The organism is Photobacterium kagoshimensis (assembly GCF_050337045.1).
Lineage (GTDB): Bacteria > Pseudomonadota > Gammaproteobacteria > Enterobacterales > Vibrionaceae > Photobacterium > Photobacterium kagoshimensis.
The window spans coordinates 318,124-340,529 of record NZ_JAKJSO010000009.1 but is presented as its reverse complement, the minus strand read 5'-3'; the positions used below and the strand labels follow the sequence as shown (position 1 = coordinate 340,529).

The window sequence follows — 22,406 nt, the reverse complement described above, 5'->3', positions numbered from 1 at the left end:
CCATCACTTACTCTGTGAAAGAATTAACCGCCAATAGAGGCTAAGTGCGGGGTCATACCCGTGTTTCCGTCTTGCAAAAAGTGACTTACCGATTTTTGTTGTAAGCCGCCCTGAATACGGGCAATTAAAGCATCACGTTGTTCGTCTTGCTCTAATAAATCACGTAAATCGATACCCTGATCACCAAAGAGACAAAGGTGAAGCTTACCTTTTGCAGAAACACGTAGACGATTGCAGCTTTGGCAAAAGTCTTTTTCATACGGCATGATGAGGCCAATCTCACCCATATAGTCTGGGTGACAAAAAACCTGTGCGGGGCCATCATTGCTACTTTTGAGCTTCAAAATCCAGCCATTCGCAATCAGGTGATTACGAATACTTACCCCAGAGACATGATGTTTTTTGAACATGCTGTCCATTTCACCGGTTTGCATCAGCTCAATAAAGCGTAATTGAATTGGACGCGTTTTGATCCAATCAAGAAACTTAGGCAGCTCTTGTGAGTTGAGGTCTTTCAGTAAAACGGTATTGATTTTCACTTGCTCAAAACCAGCATCAAAAGCAGCATCGATCCCTTCCATCACCTGATTAAACATGTTCTCCCCAGTGATCTGGTAGAACATTTTAGGATCAAGACTATCAACACTTACATTAATGTTAGTTAAGCCAGCTTCACGCCATTCATGCACATGCTTCGCCATGCGGTAACCATTGGTTGTGGTAGCAACTTTGGTAATACCAGGCTGATTGGCAACAGTACGAATAATATCGGTAAAATCACGGCGCAAACTAGGTTCACCACCAGTGATTCGGACTTTACTGGTACCACACTGTGCAAACGCGCCAGTGACACGCTCGATTTCATCAAGCGTTAAGAATGAGGGTTTCTTATGACCTTCCGGACGGTAACCGTCAGGCAGGCAATAAGTACATTTAAAGTTACACACATCGGTAACAGACAGGCGTAAATAGTAAAATTTACGCTGAAAACTATCTTCAAATTGTATTGCCATTGGACACCTTTCCAAATACGGGAGGCCGTTTCATTTCTAAAACGACCCTGGTGACATTCCGTCACTGGCATTGATCACTTATCGCACTGTGTCCGTAGAATCCAAAGTAACGCTATTCATCGAACTAAAACAACTTAGCAATCAATGCTCGGAGCTATGGCTGCTACCGCAGAGTAAAGAACCAAGCAAAATCAGGTTCAAAAGTGAGCGATAACGGCTAAATCTTATTATTAAAAGTATCAGAGATTTTGTGTTATTGACAAAACCAATGAAAAAAACGTGCTGCATTCTACCTTTCATGATGATTCACGACAATACTACTAAAGTGAATATTGACAAATTTTCTTAGCAAAAGTGAGGTTATTATGGTCAACATTATTGAGTCTGCGACACTGGACGACATCGCGCTCTATTTACAGCGGGAAGATGGCATCGAACCACAAGCGGCCTATCGCGAAGCACAAGGCATTATCAACAACTTTAATGACATGATGGACAAGGGACTTATCAAGGGGTGGTATTTTGATGAATTAGGCCACCTTGAACTATTACCCACTGAAAATGCGATGCGACTCATTGGTAATAATAAATAGTTCGCATTATGCATAAGCTTTCTTAAATTGCGATTGCACGTTGAGAATAAAAAGGATTTTTATGGGCTAAATAACCGCTAAGAGAGGGAATACCGCTTTTAGCCGTTTCGGCATCACTTATGCATTGTCTTTAATATCTAGAATTAATAATAAGAATTGGAGCAGACAATGACTAATTTAATCCCTTTATTATTTCAAAAACGTCATGTATTACCAAAAGGCAAAATGCCAATGCGAGTTGCTCCAGGATCGCAAATGGAAGCCTTTAAACACGCGTTAAACTCCGATATTGGTTTTGGTGTATGCATGATAGATGACAGCAAGTCATCGCACTGCAGTCAAATTGGCACCCGCGTAACAGTAGAAGACCTAGATACTTCTAAAAATGATGGAGCCTTGATCGTTACTCTTTATGCCCATGAAAACTTTGGCATTAAATCACTTGAACAACACAGTAATGGTGGCATATTTGCCGAATTTCACCCCTTACCGCTGTGGCCTGAAATCAAAATTGATAACGACCAACAATTACTGGCTGACAAACTGCAAATTATGTTCGACAAATATCCTGAACTTGCGGGTCTTCATCAGCACAAAGAATTTAATAACCTAAGTTGGTTATGCCAGCGTTGGCTTGAAATATTGCCCGTACCCGCGCAAGAGAAGCAAGCGCTGATCAACACACCCAACTGCTTCAATACCTGTGACTACTTAATGAGCATGATGTTGGACCCGCACTAACCTCTGCCCAAGCGTCATTACTGCTGCTCTTATATCTAGCGACTACCAATACCCTTTCTGCTAGCCCCCCTCCATGGGGGATTTTTTTGTTCTTTTTACTCCACTTCACCGCAATCAGTGACACCATTATCATATTAAAGACAGCAAGATGTATTCTGCTCAAGGATTAGGTACACTAATTTACGTTTATGATCACAATTAAATGCAACACTATGACAAATACAAGACTTAAAAATTCTACTAAGATCGTTGCCATTGGTGGCGGCCATGGTTTAGGCCGCATGCTATCAGCGTTATCGGATCATGGTTCTCGCGTAACAGGTATAGTAACAACAACCGATAATGGCGGTTCTACGGGTAGGATCCGAGCTTGTCAGGGTGGTATTGCATGGGGAGATACCCGTAATTGTATCAACCAATTAATTACAGAACCGTCTGTGGGTTCAATGATATTTGAATACCGCTTCAAAGGGACGGGGGAACTAAGTGGTCATAATTTAGGGAATTTAATGCTAACCGCGTTAGGTAACCTGAGCATCCGCCCGCTTGATGCCATTAACCTTATCCGCGACATGCTAAAGGTAGAGACACAGATAGTCCCTATGAGTGAGCACCCAGCCGATTTGTCAGCAATGACACCGACAGGTGAAGTGATTTATGGCGAAACCAGTGTTGATGAATTAAAAGAAGTACCACAACGTCTTTACGTTGAACCTGCGGTGCCTGCGACTAAAGAAGCAGTATCAGCTATTGAAGCCGCCGATTTAATCTTACTTGGCCCAGGAAGCTTTTTAACCAGTGTGATGCCTCCGCTACTGCTAAAAGAAATTGCAGCCGCATTGAAAGCCTCTTCAGCACGCATTGTCTTTGTTACAAACTTAGACAAAGAAAAAGGTCCAGCAGGAATGATGAGCCTAGAGACAATGTTGCACTGGTGCGAACGCGCAATGGGTGGACGTTATGTTGATGGGATCATCACTGAAAAACAACTAACAGATATTGAACCCCGCTATGAACAATTCATAGAAGAGCTGGCGGCCAGTAACCATAACTGGCGACATGACCGCACCAAACTAAAGGATGCGATCAATAAGCTGCTCGTCTGCCGCTAACGCTTTATATTCTATCGCCATGCCTTGCACCATTTGTCTGAATTCAGGCAAATGGTCATTCATCCACTCATCTTGACCTTGCTTAACCCGCGATTCGCACTCTTGTGCCATTGCAGCTAACTCATCAGCACCAAAACTAGCAGCACTACTTTTTATTGCATGGCTGATTTCGCCTACCTGACTCACAGACGGCTTATCAGAAAGTTGGTGCAAATATTGATGTAATTCATCACTGAATACATTGAATAAGAGCGAGACAGTTTCCTGACCGACTTCATCAGCTAGTCGCTTAATTGTTTCTGCATTAATTGCTGTCGCCATAACTCGCTCCCTATTTACTGCCCGCGACTTCTTGCCAGGTCTGTAATTTTCGATAAATGGTAGAAGGACTTACTTCCAGTAAGCCTGCTGCGCGTGGAATATTACCATTACAAGCATCAATAGCAGCTTCAATGGCTCTTTTCTCAACAATCCATAACGGTTCAATGGTTTGCCGTTCGTCACCACTCGCGGGCACTGTTGGCTGTGTTGCCATAGATGCTGGCGATACGCTTTCATGAACTGATGCAATTTCAACGCCATTTCTCAATTTGAGTTGTGGTGGCAACATCTCAAGTGTCACCTCATCACTGTCATTAAGTACCACAATATTTCGGATAACATTCTGCAACTCACGAACATTACCTGGCCAGTTGTATTGATTGAAGAAATTTGTCACTTGATCAGCAAAGCGGCTAAAGTTTTTACCTTCCTCTAGCGACATTAACGCCAATAACGCATGTGCAATTTCAATCACATCCTCCCCTCGCTCACGTAGCGGTGGCAAGGTTACTGGGATCACATGCAAACGATAATACAAATCCTCTCTAAATCGCCCTTCTTGTACTTCAATCCAAGGATCACGATTAGTTGCACAAACAAAACGTACATCAACGGTTTGTGTCTTTGACGACCCTACTTTTTGGTACGTCCCCGTTTGAATAAAGCGAAGCAACTTACTTTGCAAATCCAAATCCATTTCACACAGTTCATCAAGAAAAAGTGTTCCTTGATGTGCAAGTTCAACCGCACCTTGACGCTCGGTTGAAGCACCAGTAAATGCACCTTTCATGTGGCCGAATAATTCGCTCTCAATCAGCTCCTTTGGGATTGCTGCACAATTTAATGCTACAAAGGGCTTATCGTTACGCGGGCTCGCAGCATGAACGGCTTCTGCACACACTTCTTTACCCGTACCGCTTTCCCCAGTAATAAATACCGTTGCTTTACTTGAAGCGGCAGATTCAATCACTCGATAGACGGCCTGCATCGGTAAACTATTACCAATAAAACCTTGGTACTGAGCCCCCCCCTGTTTGGATTCAGTGCTCTTAGATGTTTTTTGTTCTTGCTTAAGTGCGTTATTTACTGTGATACGTAATCGGTCAGCTTCGCATGGCTTAATTAAAAAGTCCTGAGCACCATAACGCATCGCTTCAACAGCGACGTCAATCGAACCGTGTGCCGTCATGATCACAACCGGGATGTCATCATAATCGCGCCGTACCGATTCAAGTACTTCCATCCCGGTCATATCGGGTAATCGAAGATCAAGTAAAATAAGGTCTGGAACGGTTGACGCGATCATCTCCAGCGCTTCTTGCCCTGTTCCAACGATATCAACCTGAAGGCCAAGTGGATTAAGATATGATTTATATAAGGCAGCGACTGATGCGGTATCTTCAACCATAAGCACCTGACGCTGTTTATTTTTGCTTTCCATTGCGACCTCCTAACGTCCTTAAATTAATTGTAATCAAAACCAAAAAACTATGACTATTAATTTTTTGGTTTCCAAAATTCTCATTTCAGTTTGCAATTCAATTCGCAAAATGCGAATGCAATTAGGAGTGTAGAATAAATTTAGGCTAAAAACATTACAAACCCCCTGAAAAAAGTACATTTCCATGTCCACAAAAAAATTGGCACAAAGTCTGCAATAAATACTATGACTCGTAAGAGTCAACCTAGCCAACTGACGTTGTTTGTGAATACTTTCACTAAAACAATGACGCCAACCGAATTCATTACGGTTGGCTTTTTTTTACCTACTATTTATGAAAACGGCTTAAGCTTAGCCTACCATCGAACCGAAAGTTGAAAAATAAAGCGCTAAAAAGAAGAGAGATAGGGTTAGAACAATAAGAAAAGCTACCCGCCAATTTGTAAACTAGCGGGCATAATGCATTAGCTATTAGCAATAAATTGCTGACGTAATGTATGAATTTTATCGCGGGTTTCAGCCGCTTTTTCAAACTCTAAGTTCTGGGCGTAATCATACATAACAGATTCAAGCTCTTTGATTTTAGCATCCAGCTCTTGAGGGGATAATGACGAATAATTCCCTTTTTGTTCTGCAACTTGATGAAGTTTAGCGGCTTTATTCGCCGTCTTGCTTTGGCCCAATTCCAGAATATCAGCAACCTTTTTATTCAGTGCTTTAGGCACAATGCCATTTTCTTCATTATAAGCTTGCTGCTTTTCACGGCGACGGTTTGTTTCGTTCATTGCGCGATCCATCGAGCCCGTTATACGATCAGCATACAGGATCGCTTTACCTTCTAAGTTACGAGCTGCACGACCAATAGTTTGGATCAGAGAGCGCTCTGAACGCAAAAAGCCTTCTTTATCAGCATCTAAAATCGCCACTAACGAGACTTCAGGCATATCAAGCCCTTCTCGTAACAAGTTGATACCTACCAGCACATCAAACTCACCCAATCGAAGATCGCGAATAATCTCAACTCGCTCTACGGTATCGATATCTGAGTGTAAATAGCGCACTTTCACACCATGCTCAGCTAAGTATTCGGTCAGATCCTCAGCCATGCGCTTGGTCAAGGTTGTTACTAAAACACGCTCACCTTTCGCTTCGCGTATCCGAATCTCTGACAGTAAATCATCAACTTGCGTGGTGACAGGCCTCACCTCAATTTCAGGATCAAGTAAACCTGTCGGGCGCACCACTTGTTCAGCAATATCCGTGTCACATTTTTCAATCTCGTAATTGCCAGGCGTCGCTGAAACATAAATGGTCTGAGGCGCTAACGCTTCAAACTCATCGAATTTCATTGGGCGATTATCCAATGCTGATGGCAGACGGAAGCCATACTCCACTAAGTTTTCTTTGCGCGAACGGTCACCTCGATACATAGCACCTATCTGTGAAACAGTGACGTGTGATTCATCAATGATCAGCAAGCCGTCTGCTGGCAAGTAATCAAACAAGGTTGGAGGCGGCTCACCTTCTGCACGTCCACTCAAGTAGCGGGAGTAGTTTTCAATACCAGAACAAAAGCCCAGTTCGTTCATCATCTCTATATCAAACTGTGTACGTTGAGAGATACGCTGCTCTTCTACTAGCTTATTGTTGTCCATCAATTGCTTACGACGGTCAACAAGCTCTTCTTTAATGCTCTCTATCGCTTCGAGAATACGTTCACGAGGCGTCACGTAGTGCGTTTTCGGATAAATAGTGCAACGCGGTAAATCACGCTGAATAATAGCGCCAGTGAGCGGGTCGAAAGAGCTAATGCAATCCACTTCATCATCGAAAAGCTCAATTCGAATAGCATCTTTCTCTGATTCAGCAGGAAAAACATCAATCACTTCACCACGGACTCGGAAAGTACCGCGCTCAAAGGCCATGTCGTTACGCTTATATTGCAATTCCGCCAAGCGTGTTAATACATCACGCTGATCAAGCACATCACCACGACGCACATGCAGCATCATTTTCAGGTAGGAATCAGGATCGCCCAGACCGTAAATCGCAGAAACAGAAGCAATAATAACGACATCACGGCGCTCTAATAGTGCTTTTGTCGCAGATAATCGCATTTGCTCAATATGCGCATTCACTGATGCATCTTTTTCAATGAACGTATCCGTTGTCGGGACATATGCTTCAGGCTGGTAGTAGTCATAGTACGAAACAAAATACTCCACCGCATTTTCAGGGAAGAACTCTTTCATTTCGCCATAAAGCTGAGCGGCGAGGGTTTTATTGGGTGCTAAAATCAAAGTTGGACGATTACTCTCAGCAATCACATTTGCAACAGTGAAAGTTTTACCCGACCCCGTCACGCCAAGTAAAGTCTGATGAGCTAGACCTGAATCAAGCCCGTCTAATAATTGATTGATGGCTGTCGGTTGATCACCTGATGGTGAAAAAGGCGACGAAAGCTTAAACAGTTTACTCATCTTCACTACTCGAACTGAAATGATTGAAAGACATTGTCCGCGCTCTCCTATTGAAGTCAATCCATTGAAGCCAGCCCATGAGTATCAATATTGGCCATAGTGATAAGCAATGCAACTAGTATCATTAAAATAAGCGATCTTGAAGGATTGACTTTATATAATGGATCGCGTAAATTTCACGCCCCTGATGACAATAACGCCATCAGCCCTCTCTTTTTGCTAAAACAGCGCTAGCCATTAACTTTGGTTAATCATGGACAAATTTTATCCTGATAATTTGTCATAATGCGTTCTTAATCCACAGTTTATTCAAGTTTTGATGTAAATCAATTCACATACTTATTTTTGCTACTTTTCCTGACTTATCCAGCATCGCAACTTGTGAATGAAACCTGATTATTATTCTGTAATAACAAGTGATATCAGCGTATTAGTCCCTCACGCCCAATCGAACAAAAAACAATCAAATCGTGACAATCGCTCTCATTTTTTGACTTCCTAAACATCCATCAACACACTTATCCACAGTTTTTGTGGGTAAGTCATGTAAACCCTTGCTACGTCTGGGTTAGCGGAAATCAAGAATTATTTTCATCACTTTTTAGCTGCTATTGTACACATTGTTAAAATTGGCTCGCCCTTAATCACCCCGAACAAAAAACAACCAGCCTGGTTTCATTTGCAAGCCTAATTGCACTGTTTCAACGTTACCGTTACTATTTAACGCTATTTTCTTATTTCAGACATCGCATGCAAACGTTGAAGTATCTACAAGGCTACCCTGCTCACTTAACTGAACAGGTCAATCAGTTAATCGAGAAAGAACAACTCGCTGGACTGCTACTGAAAAAGTACCCGAAACCACACGCCGTTACGACAGAGAAAGCACTTTATGATTATGTGGTCGAGATTAAAAATCAGTATTTAAAAAAGTCAGCGCCAATTAGCAAGGTCGCCTTTGATAATAAAATCAATGTGATTCATCACGCGTTAGGGCTACATACTTTCGTTTCACGCGTTCAGGGCGGTAAACTTAAAGCAAAACACGAAATCCGTGTTGCAGCAATTTTCAAATCTGCACCTGAAGCTTTTTTAAGAATGATTGTGGTGCACGAGTTAGCGCACTTAAAAGAGAAAGAGCATAATAAAGCGTTTTATCAACTTTGTTGCCACATGGAACCCAATTATCATCAACTTGAGTTTGATATGCGTTTATACCTGACTCAACTCGACAAGTTTGGTTCTATCTACAAATAGACTCTTTCTTAACTAGATCGAGAATTTTCTTTGCTTTCTCAAAATGATCGAGCTGGTGTGTCTCTATCCACCAGCTTGCTGCTTCCATCAGTAAAGCAGGATCATCGTTCTTATTTGCAAAAAAAGCATAAAACGATACTCCTACATTATCCCCTTTTTGCGCTATCTTCTTATTACAGACCTGAATCACTTTTTCTCTCAAAGACACCCTCATCGTGCTCCTCCTTCAGCATTCGCATCATCTTACTGCCTCATTGTTTTTACGTCCACAAAATACTGGGTATTTAAACAGCCTGTTTTTATGCCCAGCCCTCTTTTTTGATTAAGCTATTGTTATTAGTGAAATTACATTTAGATACGAAAAAGCCAGCAATTAAGCAGGCTTCTTTGAATATAGCGGAGTGCTTTGGGTTTAGAGGATTTGGTACAAATCCCTTACCTTTAACCCAGACGAAAAAAAACCGCTGAATGTCAGCGGTTTTCTTAAATGTGGCGGAGCGCTGTGGGTATGGCGGATTTGATACAAATCCTTTTCACGTTTGCTCAAACGTAAAAAAGGCGCTAATAAATTAGCGCCTTTTCTGAATGTGGCGGAGAGATAGGGATTTGAACCCTAGATACGCTACAAACGTATGCCGGTTTTCAAGACCGGTGCTTTCAACCACTCAGCCATCTCTCCTAATTTGTCATCACCTTAAAAGATGATGGCGGTGAGGGAGGGATTCGAACCCTCGATACGTTGCCGTATACACACTTTCCAGGCGTGCTCCTTCAGCCACTCGGACACCTCACCACATTTCTGTTAAGCATGTCGCTCAACAGGACGGCTACTATAGTGCTAAGCCGTTATTGGGTCAATAAAAAATATCAATTACTATCACGACCGTTCAAATTTACAACAATAACCTTATTTAATGATTTTATGCCTCTATTACTGCTGATAGCATTTAGGGCTACTGATACAATGTAAGCATCAACAAAGAAGGTGCGGCGGTAGTATCCGCAATCTACTAATAACTGAGAGTGCATTATGTCTTCACAATTAAGTGTGATCCTCGAAAACCCAGAACTAGCGGAACAATTGCTACCAGAAGCGCAAACTCGCGGTTTTGTAACAGCAATGGCAGCTGCCCCACACGTATTAGATCCTGCTGAATGGTTAGCTTTCTTATGGGGTGGTGAAGAAGTATCACCATTTACTCGCCAAGAGGATCTTGAAAGTTATGCCAATGCTATCATCAATCTTTGGAATGAAAGCAGAGAAGCACTGCTACTTAATACTTGGGCCTGGCCTGAAGGCTGCGCACTAGACGATAAAGAGTTAGTAACAGAGTCGACTCGTGACTTCTCTGAAGGTTTACTACAAGGCTGGCAACTGGCTCGTGATGATTGGGAAACTATCATGCCAGAAGACACTGAAGACAGCGCCTTGCTTGGCGGTGTCTTACTGTCTATCAGCCTGCTATATGATCCAGAAAATGCGATGCAAGCATTATCAGATGAAGGCGCTGATGGCCTCGCACAATTTGAAGAAATCTTCAAATCTGTGCCTATGATGCTTTGTGGTCTATCGCAGCGAGCGCATGCATTAGTGAATAACTAATTAGCCTATCACTATTACGAAAACGGCAGTCTCATGAGGCTGCCGTTTTTTATTCGCGGTATGTTGCTAGGACTGACTCACCGAATCAACCCTCTATCCGTGCACTTCTTTACACTGCGACTTTGGGTTGTTGCGCGCGGTGCCAATAAATAAGAGCGAAGGCTGGAATATTCATTAAGATCCCATAAAGCAAAGGCGTTATCGCAAATTCTGGGCGCCCAAGTAATATCACTGCAGCAAAAATTGCCGTACCCGCATTTTGCACACCAACTTCAATAGCAAATGTTTTGATTATCGCGACTTTTTCACCCAGTACTCGCGCAATCAAGGCTCCAAGCACCATCCCTGACACACACAACACAATAACGGCAATTGTCGCTTTCGATGCAAACAAGTGGAACACTTCTGTATTAGCACTCACAGTGATGATAACGGTGAAACATAACGCCCAAAGTGCGCTTTTACCCGCCTTTTCAGCAAAAGGTGTAAACCAAGACTCATCCGTATAATGTCGCAATGCCATACCTAATAACACAGGTAAAATAGTCACTGCGGTTAACTGCAAAATAGCCGTTTTTAACGGTATCGCTAATGACAATTCAGGCATAAATACACTGAGTAATACTGGCATAGAAAAAGGTATTACCAGACTACTTATCGCCGTAATGGTAATAGACAGTGCAGAATCACCACCACTCAAGTGTGTTATTGCATTTGATGATGCGCCACCAGGCGCAAGCGCTAATAGCCAAAGGCCAACGGCTATCGGTTCGGGAAGGCCAAGCAAAGTGATAATGGCATAAGCCAGCAGTGGTAGCCCAACAAGTTGCGCAAGTAATGCAGCAATAACTTTAAAAGGATACTGGGACACACGTTGAAAATCAGAGAGTTTCAATGTCATACCGACGCACAGCATCATCCATGCAAGTGCCATTGGCAGTCCAACAGTCAATAAAATTTGGCTCATGCTATTTCCTTAGCGGTTATTTTATTTATCAGTAGTGGCTTGATTTATATTTACTAAGAGTCGCAGATAAAAGTATTACTATACTAAAAAAAATAGCGACCCTAAGATCGCTATTTCTTTAATTAGTGCCGCTTTATTTATGCGTTGCCTTTTACTTTCAATTGCAGTTCAGCCGCAAAATCAAGCATACGGTTTAATGGAATCAGTGATTTTTCACGCAGTGCTTCATCCACAAAGATTTCATGCTCACTGCCACCATCACGAAGTGCTTGCTCAATCGCCTTCAAGCCATTCATTGCCATCCAAGGGCAATGCGCACAACTACGACAAGTCGCCCCCGCACCAGCCGTCGGCGCTTCAACCAACTCTTTCTCTGGTACCAACTGCTGCATTTTGAAGAAAATGCCTTTGTCTGTCGCCACGATCAGTTTCTGATTTGGAAGCGCTTTCGCAGCTTTGATGAGCTGGCTAGTCGAACCGACTGCATCCGCTAATTCCACTACACTGGCTGGCGATTCAGGGTGAACAAGAATAGCCGCTTCCGGGTGTAAGTGCTTCATGTCGCGCAGTGCTTTAGCGGAAAACTCGTCATGAACCACACACTCACCTTGCCATAACAGCATTTCAGCGCCTGTTTGATTAGCAATGTAAGACCCTAAGTGACGGTCTGGGCCCCAGATAATCTTCTTATCTTCACTATCAAGGTGCTCGACAATTTCAAGAGCAATACTTGAGGTAACAACCCAATCTGCCCGCGCTTTTACCGCCGCGGACGTATTCGCATACACTACGACAGTATGGTCGGGATGAGCATCACAAAACTCGGTAAATTTATCGGCAGGACAACCCAGATCAAGTGAACACTCAGCTTCAAGTGTTGGCATTAATACGTGCTTTTCTGGGGTCAGGATTTTTGCAGACTCGCCCATGAAGCGTACGCCACAGATAATCAAGGTTTTAGCAGGATGTTGATTACCAAAGCGGGCCATTTCAAGAGAGTCGCCAACAAACCCACCTGTATTTTCAGCTAGGGCCTGAATTTCGGGATCGGTATAATAGTGGGCAACTAAAACCGCATCTTTTTCCTCAAGAAGGGCTTTAATTTTTGCGATGTATTCCTGCTTTTCACTGTCACTTAATGGCACAGGTTTGGGCGGGAATGGATAGATTGTTTCTGACGGATCGAATGTTAAGCTCATTACTCACTTGCTCTATCAGCTAGTCCTTACTATCCGAACATTATACACAGCAGCGTACTATTTTCCCTCTTTTCTTGTTAAGGCTAAACGTGCTACTGCGCATCGCTAACAAAAGTTACTGATAGATAAACAAAAGGCCAGCATAGTGCTGGCCTCTAGAAGTCTGACACGGATTATTTCCCGAGTTTTTTCAAGCTTGCTTGCGCTTGTCGCGAGCTGGTTGAATCAGGGTATGTTTTCACAATTTCCTGATACATTTTCTTCGCTTCTTCAACGTTGTTACTGCGCTCAGCAATCACACCGAGTTTAAGTAAGGCATCGGCGCGCTTATTGGAATCACTGTAATTCGCAACGGCTTTAAACTGCTCACCGGCTTGCTTCAGTTGATTCTTAGTAAAGTAAAGTTGTCCCAGCCAATAATGGGCATTCGGTCTGTAAGCCGATTGAGGATACGCAACTAAAAAGCCCTCAAACGCTTTAACTGCGCCATCGTAATCCTTTTCTTTAAGAATAAGGTTTACCGCTTTTTCGTAGTCAGCGTTCTCGCTAACATTACTTGTATACGTTTCTGTGGATTTTGGTTTGCTATCCGCAGGCTCTGCTGCTTTTTGCGGTTGGCGGCTAAGTGCATCGACTTCACGGTATAGTTCACGTTGGCGCTCTAACATCTGACTTAAGTCATACGAGTTACGCTCAACAACACCGCGAAGTTCATCCATTTCAGAAGCCAATTGTTCAAGTTGACGTTGCATGTCAATCTGAATTTGGTTTCTAGCCTCAAGCATCCGCTCCAATCGCTCAAGGCTATTTCCCTGAGCACTGCTACTGTTTAGCTCAGTAACGGGAGCAGGAGCGGCGACCACTTGGGTCGCCGCACCAACCAGCAACGCCAATGCGGCAACGCGCATCTTGTTACTGTTCATAATCATGTACCTATTACTTGTACACTAGAACCGAACGACGGTTCTTCGCGTAATCTGCTGCAGTGTGACCAAGCACTAGTGGCTTCTCTTCACCGTAGCTAACGATTTCAAGTTGAGATGCAGATACACCTAGCGCTTGTAGGTATTTCGCTACAGCATTAGCACGACGCTCGCCTAGGGCGATGTTGTACTCTGGCGTACCGCGCTCATCAGCGTGGCCTTCAACAGTCACTTGCTGACCTGCGTTGTTACGTAGGTATTCAGCGTGAGCTTCTAGCATCGCTTGGTAATCTGGTTGGATTTCTGCGTTATCAAACTTAAAGTAAATAGTTTGTTCTTGACGCAATTCTTGGCTACGTAGCTCTTGCTCAGAAAGAACAGGCGTCGTGTTCTCTACTGGCGTTGCTACTACTGTTTCTTCAGCTGCCTTGTTTGTTGTATCAGAAGCAGATGTTTCAGTACCTTCAGTAGAGCTACAAGCCGCAAGAGTCATCATTGGCAGCGCAATTGCCAGCCCCTTTAAAACTTTATTAAGTTGCATTTTATTTTCCTTGTTTGCTAATTACGTGAACGTTAGAGGTATGGGCCCCAAGAAGGAGCTCGTACTCGCCCGTTCGTCGCAGGTAAACGTGCTTTAAAGCGCCCGTCAATCGACACTAACGACAGTTCGTTTGATTTATTATTCACTGAACTGTAGATCACCATGCCGCCGTTCGGTGCAATGCTTGGAGACTCATCCAAAAATGTTTTGGTTAAAATTTGAAGAGCTCCAGTCTTCAGGTCTTGCTTAGCAATGTTGTACCCAGAATCAGATCTGTGCACCATCACTAAGTAGCGACCGTCAGGTGTAAGCTGACCACCAAGGTTTTGACTTCCCTGCCAAGTCAAACGTTGGGTTTTGCCATCAGCTAAATTTACTCGATATATCTGAGGTTTACCACCTCTGTCTGAGGTAAATACCAAAGACTGCCCATCAGGATCCCAAAATGCTTCGGTGTTATTCGCACGTCCTCGGGTGATCTGCGTGAGTGCCTTAGTTTCTAGGTCTTTTACATAGATCTGTAAGCTACCACTTTTGGATAGTACGATAGCTAACTTCTTGCCGTCAGGTGAGAAACGTGGCGATCCATTATGACGCGGGAAAGACGTGATCATTTCACGCGTTCCCTTATAGATGTCCATCACAAAAACCTGAGCTTGTCCGTTTTCAAAGCTAACATACGCTAACTTACTACCATCTGGTGACCATGAAGGTGACATCAGCGGTTGCTGTGATTTCAGCACTAAACGCTCGTTAAAACCGTCATAATCCGCCACGCGAAGCTGGTATGGATACTTCGCTTTATCATCGATAACAACATAAGCAATACGCGTTAAGAATGCACCACGTTCACCGGTTAGTTTTTCGTAGACATAATCAGAAATAAGGTGCGCAAAATGACGCATGCGCTTACCTTCAACTTTTGCACGGTTATTCAGTAATAAGTGATCTTTTGTGAGTACCAACTCACCACCACTCAAACCACGGCTTTGACCACTCGTCAGTTGACCACGAACGATATCAACCAGCTGATATTCAACAATATAGTTGCCATCTACATCTTGGCGGATCTTACCTGTAACTAAGGCATCAACCCCCATCGATGTCCACGCATCGTAATCAACTTGCGATTCATCGTACGGAGTCTGCGGCATTTTACTGGCTGCTATTGGGCTGAACTTGCCACTGCGCTGCAAATCAGAAGCTATTACGCTTGAAATATCTGCAGGTAACTTGCCATCACCATCCCACTTAAAAGGTACAACACCGATTGGGCGTGCTGAGTTAACACCTTCGGTTATAACAAGTTCAAGCTCAGCATGTGCTAACTGGCTAAACCCCAGAAAAGCAACAAAGAGCCCTATAATCCAACGTTTCATAATTCTTCCTTCTACTCTGGGCTTACTGTTAGGCGGATTGCACGTAGTTTCTCGATAACTTCAGGATCTTCAGGCATAGGGAACTGGCTCACTTTTACTACCGCTGCTTTTGCCGCGCGGCACAGTGTTCTTTCTCCCCCATCCTCTGTTGCATCTAACAATAAACCATTCGCCGACAAGCGCATGCGAATGACACACTCTTTGCCTGAAAAGCTTTGATCAACTAAGAGGTTCTGCTGGATCATTTGGGTAAAGATCGCACTGTATCGTGCCACTTCATCACTCACAAATTGCCCTCTAGCACCACCTCGTTGCTCCGTTTCAGCTTCAAGACCTGCGAACATATCATTCAATGCGGCTTCTTGCTGGCGCTGCAATGCTTTTGCTTCTGCCGCTTTACGTTCAGCTTCTATGCGAGCTTTTTCTGCTTTTTTCGCAGCGGCCTCTGCCCGTTTTTGTTCTGCGACTTTCGCTTTACGCGCTTCTTCAGCCTTACGAGCAGCTTCTTCCGCTTGGCGTTGTTGTTCAACTTTACGCTGACGCTCTTGTTCCGCTTTTCTCGCTGCTTCTTGCTTAGATTTGCGCTCAGCCTCTGCTTTCGCCGCTTGTGCTTTAGCCACTTTAGCTGCGGCATCGGCTTTACGTTTTTCTTCCGCTACTTTTTGCTTTTCAGCCGCAACACGTTGGCGTTCTTTTTCCGCTATACGTGCTTCTTTTTCCGCTTTCAGTTTATTGGCTTTTAGCTCGCGTATACGCTTCTCTTCAGCTTGACGCTGCTTCTCTAATTCTTCAGCTTGTTGCTCTAAACGACGAAGACGATCACGTTCAGCTTTTTTCGCACTCTCACGCTCTTGACGAATACGTTGTGCTTGCTGATTCACTAAAGCAGGATCAACCACTACAGCTTGAATCGTATTGCCTGATTGCTTAGGTTTAGACATGGAAAAGTCTGCGCCCCAAAGCAACGCAACGAGTAGTAAAGCATGAAGTAATAACGAAACGATGACAGCGACGCTGTAGTTATTATTTCTCATCTGCTTTATGGCTCCTACTGCTCTAACGGTTCAGTCATTAGACCTACCGAAGCCACACCTGCACGGTTTAACGCATCGAGTGTTTCTATGATGTAAGCATATTGCGCACGGCTATCACCGCCAACTAACACGGTTGATTTAGGGTTTAACTGCAACTCGGCACGCACACGCGTCAACATGGTGTTCATATCAAGGCCACGAATCACATCGGCATTATTAACGCTGATCCCTAAATTGCCATGTTGATCGACTTCAATAATGATCGGTGCACCGCTGTCATCTTTAGATAATTCAGCAACCGTTTTTGCCGTTGTTGTACCTGGTAACTCGACATCTACCCCTTGGGTCACAAAAGGTGCAGTAACCATAAAGATGATGAGCAGTACCAACATGACATCAATATAAGGTACGACATTAATTTCAGCCGTCATCTTACGTTTCTTAGGTTGGTAAGCCATGGCTTATTGCTCCTGATTACCAGCGAAAGCTTGGCGGTGCAAAATGCTAGAGAACTCTTCCATAAAGGTCGCGTAAGTGTGCTCTAACTTAGATACTTGGTTTGTCAGCTTGTTATAGAACATAACCGCTGGAATCGCCGCAAACAGGCCCATCGCGGTTGCAACAAGTGCTTCAGCAATACCCGGTGCAACCATAGCAAGTGTTGCTTGTTTAACCGCACCTAGTGCAATAAATGCATGCATGATGCCCCAAACGGTACCAAACAAGCCGATATATGGACTGATCGAACCGACTGTCGCTAAGAAAGGCAAGTTAGTTTCTAAGCCATCAACTTCACGAGACAGCGATACACGCATCGCGCGGCCAGTCCCTTCCATCACAGCTTCTGGTACTTTGCCATTACTACGATGTAAACGAGCGAACTCTTTAAAGCCCGCGTAAAAAATCTGTTCTGTACCAATCAAGCTATCTTTGCGCGCTTGAACTTCTTGGTATAACTGTGACAAATCATTTGCAGACCAGAAGCGATCTTCAAAGCGAACAGCTTTTGAACTGGCTTCTGATAATACTTGCGAGCGTTTAATGATCATTGCCCACGAGACCACCGACATGCCCAATAAAATGAGCATTACGATTTTTACCAACAGGCTGGCCTGTAAAAACAGGTCTAGAATTGATAATTCAGCAGTCACTAGATATCTCCGACTTAATATTTTCTGGAATGGCTGTTGGTTTCATGGTGCTTGAACGGATACAGGCTACCTTAACCACGGCTTTACACAAGATTTGGCCTTCATTGTTAACTAAATCCTGACAAAATTCGATAGATGCGCGACGTAATTCGCTGATTTTTGTACGAACTATAAGCTGATCATCCAACTTAGCACCCTTGATATAATCAATCGCAAGGTGGCGAACGACAAACCCTAAATCGCACTCAAGCAATGCTTGTTGACTGACACCAATATTTCGCAAAAGTTCCGTTCTTGCGCGTTCGAAGTATTTGAGATAGTTGGAATGGTACACCACCCCACCAGCGTCAGTATCTTCATAATAAACAGTGATAGGCCAATTAAAGGTTTGAGCTGTTTCCATGGTTTTTCTCATATTAAACGGCGAACTTTACTATACCTAACTTAATGAGTTTTATGAAATTAAGCTGCATAAATTTGATGTTGGTATACGGTGAATTGTAAATAAGTTCGTCGGTGGGCTAGCGATTATCGAGGTCGCATATAGACGATGATTATAACTCGCGCGGCTTAATAAAAAAAACGGCCTACTGTGTTTCCACAATAGGCCGTTATTATGCTGGGATGCGCTTAATAAAAACGCAACCAGTAGATGTAGGTTAATACAGGCAATGATATGTATGGCGTGAAAAACACTTGCCAATACCAATTACGGGGAACAAAGCCCACACCGTAAATCATTGTTGTACAGATCGCCCAAATCAATGCTGGCGAAATAACAGGGCCGAAACCACCGATTGCTTGCGCAAACAAGGTTGGATCCCAGACAACAAGGGCGGTCAACCCTAGTCCTGCCAGCATAGCAACAAGGCGTAAAGCCCCGATATCCAAATGCTGGTGTACTGCTTTAACCCACGAATCTATCTTACTCACCAGACTCATCCATGTTTTCGGTTGTCTCTAACCAAAGTGCATTAATAATGCCGAATGAACACGCAAGTAGAACACCTAAAATCCAAGCAAAATACCACATGGTGTCGTCTCCTTAGTACAGTGAGTTTTTGTTTTCTTCGATGAACTTGTCATCAAGACGGCCAAACATTTTGTAGTAAGTCCAGATAGTGTAAGCCAAGATAATTGGCACCATCACGAACGCTACACCAGTCATAATGTTCAAGGTTAGCTCAGAAGACGTCGCATCCCATACCGTTAGGCTGTGACCCGGGATCAAGCTTGAAGGCATAATGAATGGGAACAGTGCGAAACCAAATGTCAAAATAACGCCAGCCATTGTTAGGCTTGATGTTAAGAAGGCAAACGCACCACGGTCAGCTTTGGTTGCAACTACAGTAAGCAGTGGCATCACAACGGCTAATACAGGCGCAATCCAAAGTAATGGGTAAGCCTCGTAGTTAGCAAACAGTGCGCCAGATAGGCGTGCTACTTCTTTGGTTAATGGGTTAGACGGTGCATTCGTTACGATTTCAGATGTAATCACGAAACCTTCAATGCTTTGTGCCCATACACCCGCAATAGCAAACAATACCGCTGTAGCAATCGCTGTAATTACAGTGACGTTACGTGCACGAGTGTGAAGTTCACCGGTTGTTTTCATTTGCAGGTAAGTTGCGCCTTGCGTGATGATCATCATTGAACTCACTAAACCACAAACAAGTGCAAATGGGTTTAGTAGACCAAAGAATGAACCTTTGTAGGTTGGTACAAGGAATTCATTAAGCTCAAACGGCACACCTTGCAGCAAGTTACCGAAAGCAACACCAAAGATCACTGGCGGTACAAAGCTACCTACAAAGATTGCTTTATCCCATGCGCCACGCCATTGCTCATTCGGCAGTTTAGAACGGTAGTCAAAACCGATCGGACGTAGCCATAACGCCGCAAGTGTTAGGATCATGGCTAAGTAAAAGCCCGAGAATGCCGTTGCGTAAACCAAAGGCCACGCAGCAAACAGTGCACCACCAGCAGTGATAAGCCAAACTTGGTTACCATCCCAGTGTGGGGCAATCGAGTTAATCATTACACGGCGTTCGTTATCAGTTTTACCGATAACAGGTAATAATGCGCCAACACCCATATCGAAACCATCTGTTACTGCAAAACCGATGCAAAGCACACCAATTAATACCCACCAGATGAATCGCAATACTTCATATTCAAACATTGCTTAATCTCCCTATTACGCTTCAACCTGACGAGATACCACGTTTTGTGGTGCGTCATTTTGTTCAAAGTGGTAGCGACCTGTTTTCAGGCTGCTTGGACCTAGACGAGCAAACTTGATCATCAGGTACATTTCAGCAATCAGGAATACAGTGTATAGGCTGATAATTGCAACTAGCGACGTAATAATATCAGACGCGGCTAAGTTAGAGGCTGCCATTGATACAGGTAGGATTTCACCAACTGCCCATGGTTGACGGCCATACTCTGCAACGAACCAACCCGCTTCAATCGCAATCCAAGGAAGTGGAATCGCGTAAAGCGATGCTTTAAGCAGCCATTTCTTCTCGGTGATTTTGTGGCGGCATGTTTGGATAAATGCAGCACCGATGATCGCTAGCATGATAAAGCCCGCAGCAACCATGATACGGAAGCTCCAGAATAGCGGCCATACGGTAGGGATTGAATCATCAGCAGCTTGAGCAATGTGCTCTTCTGTTGCATCTACAACGTTGTCAGCATAAGGCTTAAGCAAGAAGCCGTAGCCCAAATCGTGTTTTACTTCATCGAACGCTGCAATGTTCTCTGGTGTTTTGTCACCCGCACGCAGTTTTTCAAGCAGACCGTATGCAACCATACCGTTACGGATACGTGCTTCGTGTTCAGCTTTCAGATCACGTAGACCCGTTACTTCGGTGTCCAATGATCGCGTTGCGATAATACCCATAACATAAGGGATCTTAATCGCGTAATCCGTTTCCATTGTTTCTTGGTTTGGAATACCAAAAGCCGTAAAGGCTGCTGGTGCTTCTTCTGTATGCCATTCAGCTTCGATTGCTGCTAGTTTAGTTTTTTGAACATCACCTAGCTCGTAGCCTGACTCATCACCAAGGATGATTACAGAGATGATTGCTGCCATACCGAATGAAGATGCAATTGCGAAAGAACGACGGGCAAATGGAATGTCACGGCCTTTCAGCAAGTAGTAAGCACTGATACCCATTACGAACATTGCGCCACATACGTAACCCGATGCTACTGTATGAACAAACTTCACCTGCGCTACTGGGTTTAGGATAACTTCAGCGAAGCTCACCATTTCCATACGCATGGTTTCGAAGTTGAACTCAGCGCCAACAGGGTTTTGCATCCAGCCATTTGCGATCAGAATCCAAAGCGCTGAGAAGTTAGAACCTAACGCAACTAACCAAGTTACGGTTAAGTGCTGGCGCTTTGATAGGCGATCCCAACCAAAGAAGAACAGACCAACAAAAGTGGATTCTAAGAAGAATGCGACCAGTGCTTCAATCGCTAGTGGGGCACCAAAGATGTCACCAACGTAGTGGGAGTAGTAAGCCCAGTTTGTACCAAACTGGAACTCCATGGATAGGCCAGTTGCTACACCAAGAGCAAAGTTAATACCAAAAAGCTTACCCCAGAACTTAGTCATGTCCTTGTAGATTTGCTTTCCAGTCATTACATAAACAGACTCCATGATGGCTAGTAGGAAAGCCATACCGAGAGTCAGTGGGACGAACAAAAAGTGATACATCGCAGTTAATGCGAACTGTAACCGCGATAGTTCGACGATATCAGTGAACATTGTGAACTCCTTTTTTCACCAGGCTGAGTGGTGACAGTACTTCGTATGTGTACCTATGATTGGGCTTAGCAAAATGTAGCGAGCAACATATGGCAACTCATAAATCTTCCTGATTACCACAAACTACATGGGTCCTCTCTCATGTTGCGATTATGTTTTTATTTGGTTGCCTTATTGTTAAGCTACAGCTAATAAAGTCATTGCTAATATTACTGACAATTACCTCGAGCGGCAAAGGTTTTATCAAACATTTTGCTTTGATAAAAATCAATAAACACTGCTCATTTTTTAACCCACACAAGAGCAGTTGATATAGATCAAGTTTTGCGCCCTTTTATGCATGAGGGAATAAGGTAAAAAAAGACATTATCTTTCGGTTCAATTCAAAGAAGATCACACTTATTCACATTCTGTTTTTAACTACTCACACCCATTGCTATTACACTTAGAAAAAAGAAGGATATTACTCACATCTCTGTGCCTATAAGGTTGGGATGAAGCGAATAAACTCTTTTATAGGTATGAATCCCAGCCTTAACTCCATCAGATAATGCATTATTTTTTCTAATCCTAAACTGTAATTTTAATCGCTTTTTCTTAATGAAAATATTCCTATAATCAGCGTCAGAAGATTGATAAACACCCCACGCTGTAAAATATGTGTTTGGCTGAATAAACGCGAGATTACAGCTTTGCTCTTAACTTGATTGAGGTTGTCGTTATGACACGTATTTTTGAAAAAATTATCGCTTTATACCAACCAAGTTTCTCTGAACTGTATAAACGCGCTTACTAAAACACGTTTTTAATGCGTCACAATTGCAGCTTTTTTTATATTGCTGCCATAGCAATTGGTGATATTGTCAT

Annotated in this window: 23 protein-coding genes, 2 tRNA genes and 1 riboswitch; of the genes, 5 read left to right on the top strand and 20 right to left on the bottom strand. The window is 43.5% G+C overall.

What is annotated here, in order from left to right:
- Nucleotides 1-23: 23 nt before the first annotated feature.
- A complete protein-coding gene (gene moaA / locus L4C35_RS04930; protein ID WP_428461821.1) occupies nucleotides 24-1,013 on the bottom strand; it encodes a GTP 3',8-cyclase MoaA in 990 nt (329 codons plus the stop codon).
- Nucleotides 1,003-1,179, bottom strand: a riboswitch (molybdenum cofactor riboswitch). It overlaps the preceding gene by 11 nt.
- A 199-nt stretch (nucleotides 1,180-1,378) precedes the next feature.
- Here moaA and L4C35_RS04925 point away from each other — a divergent pair.
- The 3 genes from L4C35_RS04925 to yvcK all read left to right on the top strand — a co-directional run bounded on the left by L4C35_RS04925 (nucleotide 1,379) and on the right by yvcK (nucleotide 3,459).
- Nucleotides 1,379-1,606 carry a hypothetical protein gene (locus tag L4C35_RS04925; protein WP_428461820.1) on the top strand — a complete coding sequence of 76 codons (228 nt, stop codon included), beginning with the start codon at nucleotides 1,379-1,381 and terminating at the stop codon, nucleotides 1,604-1,606.
- 168 nt (nucleotides 1,607-1,774) lie between these two features.
- Nucleotides 1,775-2,347 (top strand): LON peptidase substrate-binding domain-containing protein, encoded by a 573-nt coding sequence (locus L4C35_RS04920; RefSeq protein ID WP_428461819.1) that lies wholly within the window; start codon nucleotides 1,775-1,777, stop codon nucleotides 2,345-2,347.
- 212 nt (nucleotides 2,348-2,559) lie between these two features.
- Nucleotides 2,560-3,459: a uridine diphosphate-N-acetylglucosamine-binding protein YvcK gene (gene yvcK / locus L4C35_RS04915; protein WP_428461818.1), complete on the top strand. Its 900-nt coding sequence runs from the start codon at nucleotides 2,560-2,562 to the stop codon at nucleotides 3,457-3,459.
- Here the strand turns inward: yvcK and L4C35_RS04910 are convergent.
- The 3 genes from L4C35_RS04910 to uvrB all read right to left on the bottom strand — a co-directional run bounded on the left by L4C35_RS04910 (nucleotide 3,421) and on the right by uvrB (nucleotide 7,701).
- The gene (locus L4C35_RS04910; RefSeq protein WP_428461817.1) at nucleotides 3,421-3,780 is read right to left on the bottom strand and encodes an Hpt domain-containing protein; all 360 of its coding nucleotides are present in this window, start codon (nucleotides 3,778-3,780) and stop codon (nucleotides 3,421-3,423) included. The two genes, yvcK and L4C35_RS04910, sit on opposite strands and share 39 nt — an antisense overlap.
- 10 nt (nucleotides 3,781-3,790) lie before the next feature.
- The gene (gene luxO / locus L4C35_RS04905; protein WP_428461958.1) at nucleotides 3,791-5,188 is read right to left on the bottom strand and encodes a quorum-sensing sigma-54 dependent transcriptional regulator LuxO; all 1,398 of its coding nucleotides are present in this window, start codon (nucleotides 5,186-5,188) and stop codon (nucleotides 3,791-3,793) included.
- Between the two features lie 497 nt (nucleotides 5,189-5,685).
- Nucleotides 5,686-7,701 (bottom strand): excinuclease ABC subunit UvrB, encoded by a 2,016-nt coding sequence (gene uvrB / locus L4C35_RS04900; RefSeq protein WP_428461816.1) that lies wholly within the window; start codon nucleotides 7,699-7,701, stop codon nucleotides 5,686-5,688.
- 750 nt (nucleotides 7,702-8,451) lie between these two features.
- Between uvrB and L4C35_RS04895 the strand changes: the two genes are divergently transcribed.
- On the top strand, nucleotides 8,452-8,958 hold the full coding sequence (locus L4C35_RS04895) for a M48 metallopeptidase family protein (RefSeq protein ID WP_428461815.1): 507 nt from the start codon (nucleotides 8,452-8,454) through the stop codon (nucleotides 8,956-8,958).
- Here the strand turns inward: L4C35_RS04895 and L4C35_RS04890 are convergent.
- From L4C35_RS04890 to L4C35_RS04880, 3 genes are all read right to left on the bottom strand, one after another.
- Nucleotides 8,945-9,172: a DUF6500 family protein gene (locus tag L4C35_RS04890; protein ID WP_428461814.1), complete on the bottom strand. Its 228-nt coding sequence runs from the start codon at nucleotides 9,170-9,172 to the stop codon at nucleotides 8,945-8,947. The two genes, L4C35_RS04895 and L4C35_RS04890, sit on opposite strands and share 14 nt — an antisense overlap.
- Nucleotides 9,173-9,546: 374 nt before the next feature.
- Nucleotides 9,547-9,637 (bottom strand) — tRNA-Ser (locus L4C35_RS04885).
- Between the two features lie 26 nt (nucleotides 9,638-9,663).
- A tRNA-Ser gene (locus L4C35_RS04880) sits at nucleotides 9,664-9,751 on the bottom strand.
- Nucleotides 9,752-9,988: 237 nt separating this feature from the next.
- Between L4C35_RS04880 and L4C35_RS04875 the strand changes: the two genes are divergently transcribed.
- Nucleotides 9,989-10,561 (top strand): UPF0149 family protein, encoded by a 573-nt coding sequence (locus tag L4C35_RS04875; RefSeq protein ID WP_428461813.1) that lies wholly within the window; start codon nucleotides 9,989-9,991, stop codon nucleotides 10,559-10,561.
- 109 nt (nucleotides 10,562-10,670) lie between these two features.
- On the opposite strand, the gene L4C35_RS04870 is transcribed toward L4C35_RS04875, so the two are convergent.
- The 13 genes from L4C35_RS04870 to cydA all read right to left on the bottom strand — a co-directional run bounded on the left by L4C35_RS04870 (nucleotide 10,671) and on the right by cydA (nucleotide 21,539).
- Entirely contained in the window at nucleotides 10,671-11,528 is an 858-nt protein-coding gene (locus L4C35_RS04870; protein WP_428461812.1) for a bile acid:sodium symporter family protein, read from the bottom strand.
- A 137-nt stretch (nucleotides 11,529-11,665) separates the two neighbouring features.
- Nucleotides 11,666-12,727 carry a quinolinate synthase NadA gene (gene nadA, locus L4C35_RS04865; protein WP_048898765.1) on the bottom strand — a complete coding sequence of 354 codons (1,062 nt, stop codon included), beginning with the start codon at nucleotides 12,725-12,727 and terminating at the stop codon, nucleotides 11,666-11,668.
- A 173-nt stretch (nucleotides 12,728-12,900) separates the two neighbouring features.
- Nucleotides 12,901-13,650, bottom strand: coding sequence for a tol-pal system protein YbgF (ybgF, locus tag L4C35_RS04860; protein WP_428461811.1), 750 nt, complete (start codon nucleotides 13,648-13,650; stop codon nucleotides 12,901-12,903).
- A 13-nt stretch (nucleotides 13,651-13,663) separates the two neighbouring features.
- Nucleotides 13,664-14,191 (bottom strand): peptidoglycan-associated lipoprotein Pal, encoded by a 528-nt coding sequence (gene pal, locus L4C35_RS04855; RefSeq protein ID WP_428461810.1) that lies wholly within the window; start codon nucleotides 14,189-14,191, stop codon nucleotides 13,664-13,666.
- Nucleotides 14,192-14,223: 32 nt separating this feature from the next.
- Complete coding sequence (tolB, locus tag L4C35_RS04850; protein ID WP_428461957.1) at nucleotides 14,224-15,573, bottom strand: Tol-Pal system beta propeller repeat protein TolB; 1,350 nt, start codon at nucleotides 15,571-15,573, stop codon at nucleotides 14,224-14,226.
- A gap of 8 nt (nucleotides 15,574-15,581) precedes the next feature.
- Nucleotides 15,582-16,604, bottom strand: coding sequence for a cell envelope integrity protein TolA (gene tolA, locus L4C35_RS04845; RefSeq protein WP_428461809.1), 1,023 nt, complete (start codon nucleotides 16,602-16,604; stop codon nucleotides 15,582-15,584).
- Nucleotides 16,605-16,618: 14 nt separating this feature from the next.
- On the bottom strand, nucleotides 16,619-17,062 hold the full coding sequence (tolR, locus tag L4C35_RS04840; RefSeq protein ID WP_428461808.1) for a protein TolR: 444 nt from the start codon (nucleotides 17,060-17,062) through the stop codon (nucleotides 16,619-16,621).
- Nucleotides 17,063-17,065: 3 nt separating this feature from the next.
- The gene (gene tolQ, locus L4C35_RS04835) at nucleotides 17,066-17,755 is read right to left on the bottom strand and encodes a protein TolQ (protein WP_428461807.1); all 690 of its coding nucleotides are present in this window, start codon (nucleotides 17,753-17,755) and stop codon (nucleotides 17,066-17,068) included.
- Entirely contained in the window at nucleotides 17,745-18,158 is a 414-nt protein-coding gene (gene ybgC, locus L4C35_RS04830) for a tol-pal system-associated acyl-CoA thioesterase (RefSeq protein ID WP_428461806.1), read from the bottom strand. The genes tolQ and ybgC overlap by 11 nt, the downstream gene beginning before the upstream one ends.
- A gap of 227 nt (nucleotides 18,159-18,385) precedes the next feature.
- Nucleotides 18,386-18,688 (bottom strand): cyd operon protein YbgE, encoded by a 303-nt coding sequence (gene ybgE / locus L4C35_RS04825; protein ID WP_428461805.1) that lies wholly within the window; start codon nucleotides 18,686-18,688, stop codon nucleotides 18,386-18,388.
- Nucleotides 18,681-18,788 carry a cytochrome bd-I oxidase subunit CydX gene (gene cydX / locus L4C35_RS04820; protein ID WP_068329067.1) on the bottom strand — a complete coding sequence of 36 codons (108 nt, stop codon included), beginning with the start codon at nucleotides 18,786-18,788 and terminating at the stop codon, nucleotides 18,681-18,683. Before cydX ends, ybgE begins: the two co-directional genes overlap by 8 nt.
- Nucleotides 18,789-18,800: 12 nt before the next feature.
- Nucleotides 18,801-19,937: a cytochrome d ubiquinol oxidase subunit II gene (cydB, locus tag L4C35_RS04815; protein WP_428461804.1), complete on the bottom strand. Its 1,137-nt coding sequence runs from the start codon at nucleotides 19,935-19,937 to the stop codon at nucleotides 18,801-18,803.
- Between the two features lie 15 nt (nucleotides 19,938-19,952).
- On the bottom strand, nucleotides 19,953-21,539 hold the full coding sequence (gene cydA / locus L4C35_RS04810) for a cytochrome ubiquinol oxidase subunit I (RefSeq protein WP_428461803.1): 1,587 nt from the start codon (nucleotides 21,537-21,539) through the stop codon (nucleotides 19,953-19,955).
- Between the last annotated feature and the right edge of the window lie 867 nt (nucleotides 21,540-22,406).

Excerpts from the sequence above, each read along its gene's own strand:
- cydB (WP_428461804.1), bottom strand. The coding sequence starts at position 19,937 with ATGTTTGAATATGAAGTATTGCGATTCATCTGGTGGGTATTAATTGGT.
- tolR (WP_428461808.1), bottom strand. The coding sequence starts at position 17,062 with ATGGCTTACCAACCTAAGAAACGTAAGATGACGGCTGAAATTAATGTC.
- tolA (WP_428461809.1), bottom strand. The coding sequence starts at position 16,604 with ATGAGAAATAATAACTACAGCGTCGCTGTCATCGTTTCGTTATTACTT.
- yvcK (WP_428461818.1), top strand. The coding sequence starts at position 2,560 with ATGACAAATACAAGACTTAAAAATTCTACTAAGATCGTTGCCATTGGT.
- luxO (WP_428461958.1), bottom strand. The coding sequence starts at position 5,188 with ATGGTTGAAGATACCGCATCAGTCGCTGCCTTATATAAATCATATCTT.
- cydA (WP_428461803.1), bottom strand. The coding sequence starts at position 21,539 with ATGTTCACTGATATCGTCGAACTATCGCGGTTACAGTTCGCATTAACT.
- ybgC (WP_428461806.1), bottom strand. The coding sequence starts at position 18,158 with ATGGAAACAGCTCAAACCTTTAATTGGCCTATCACTGTTTATTATGAA.
- moaA (WP_428461821.1), bottom strand. The coding sequence starts at position 1,013 with ATGGCAATACAATTTGAAGATAGTTTTCAGCGTAAATTTTACTATTTA.
- nadA (WP_048898765.1), bottom strand. The coding sequence starts at position 12,727 with ATGAGCTTAACATTCGATCCGTCAGAAACAATCTATCCATTCCCGCCC.
- L4C35_RS04870 (WP_428461812.1), bottom strand. The coding sequence starts at position 11,528 with ATGAGCCAAATTTTATTGACTGTTGGACTGCCAATGGCACTTGCATGG.
- ybgF (WP_428461811.1), bottom strand. The coding sequence starts at position 13,650 with ATGAACAGTAACAAGATGCGCGTTGCCGCATTGGCGTTGCTGGTTGGT.
- uvrB (WP_428461816.1), bottom strand. The coding sequence starts at position 7,701 with ATGAGTAAACTGTTTAAGCTTTCGTCGCCTTTTTCACCATCAGGTGAT.
- L4C35_RS04875 (WP_428461813.1), top strand. The coding sequence starts at position 9,989 with ATGTCTTCACAATTAAGTGTGATCCTCGAAAACCCAGAACTAGCGGAA.
- pal (WP_428461810.1), bottom strand. The coding sequence starts at position 14,191 with ATGCAACTTAATAAAGTTTTAAAGGGGCTGGCAATTGCGCTGCCAATG.
- L4C35_RS04890 (WP_428461814.1), bottom strand. The coding sequence starts at position 9,172 with ATGAGGGTGTCTTTGAGAGAAAAAGTGATTCAGGTCTGTAATAAGAAG.
- L4C35_RS04925 (WP_428461820.1), top strand. The coding sequence starts at position 1,379 with ATGGTCAACATTATTGAGTCTGCGACACTGGACGACATCGCGCTCTAT.
- L4C35_RS04920 (WP_428461819.1), top strand. The coding sequence starts at position 1,775 with ATGACTAATTTAATCCCTTTATTATTTCAAAAACGTCATGTATTACCA.
- L4C35_RS04895 (WP_428461815.1), top strand. The coding sequence starts at position 8,452 with ATGCAAACGTTGAAGTATCTACAAGGCTACCCTGCTCACTTAACTGAA.
- cydX (WP_068329067.1), bottom strand. The coding sequence starts at position 18,788 with ATGTGGTATTTTGCTTGGATTTTAGGTGTTCTACTTGCGTGTTCATTC.
- L4C35_RS04910 (WP_428461817.1), bottom strand. The coding sequence starts at position 3,780 with ATGGCGACAGCAATTAATGCAGAAACAATTAAGCGACTAGCTGATGAA.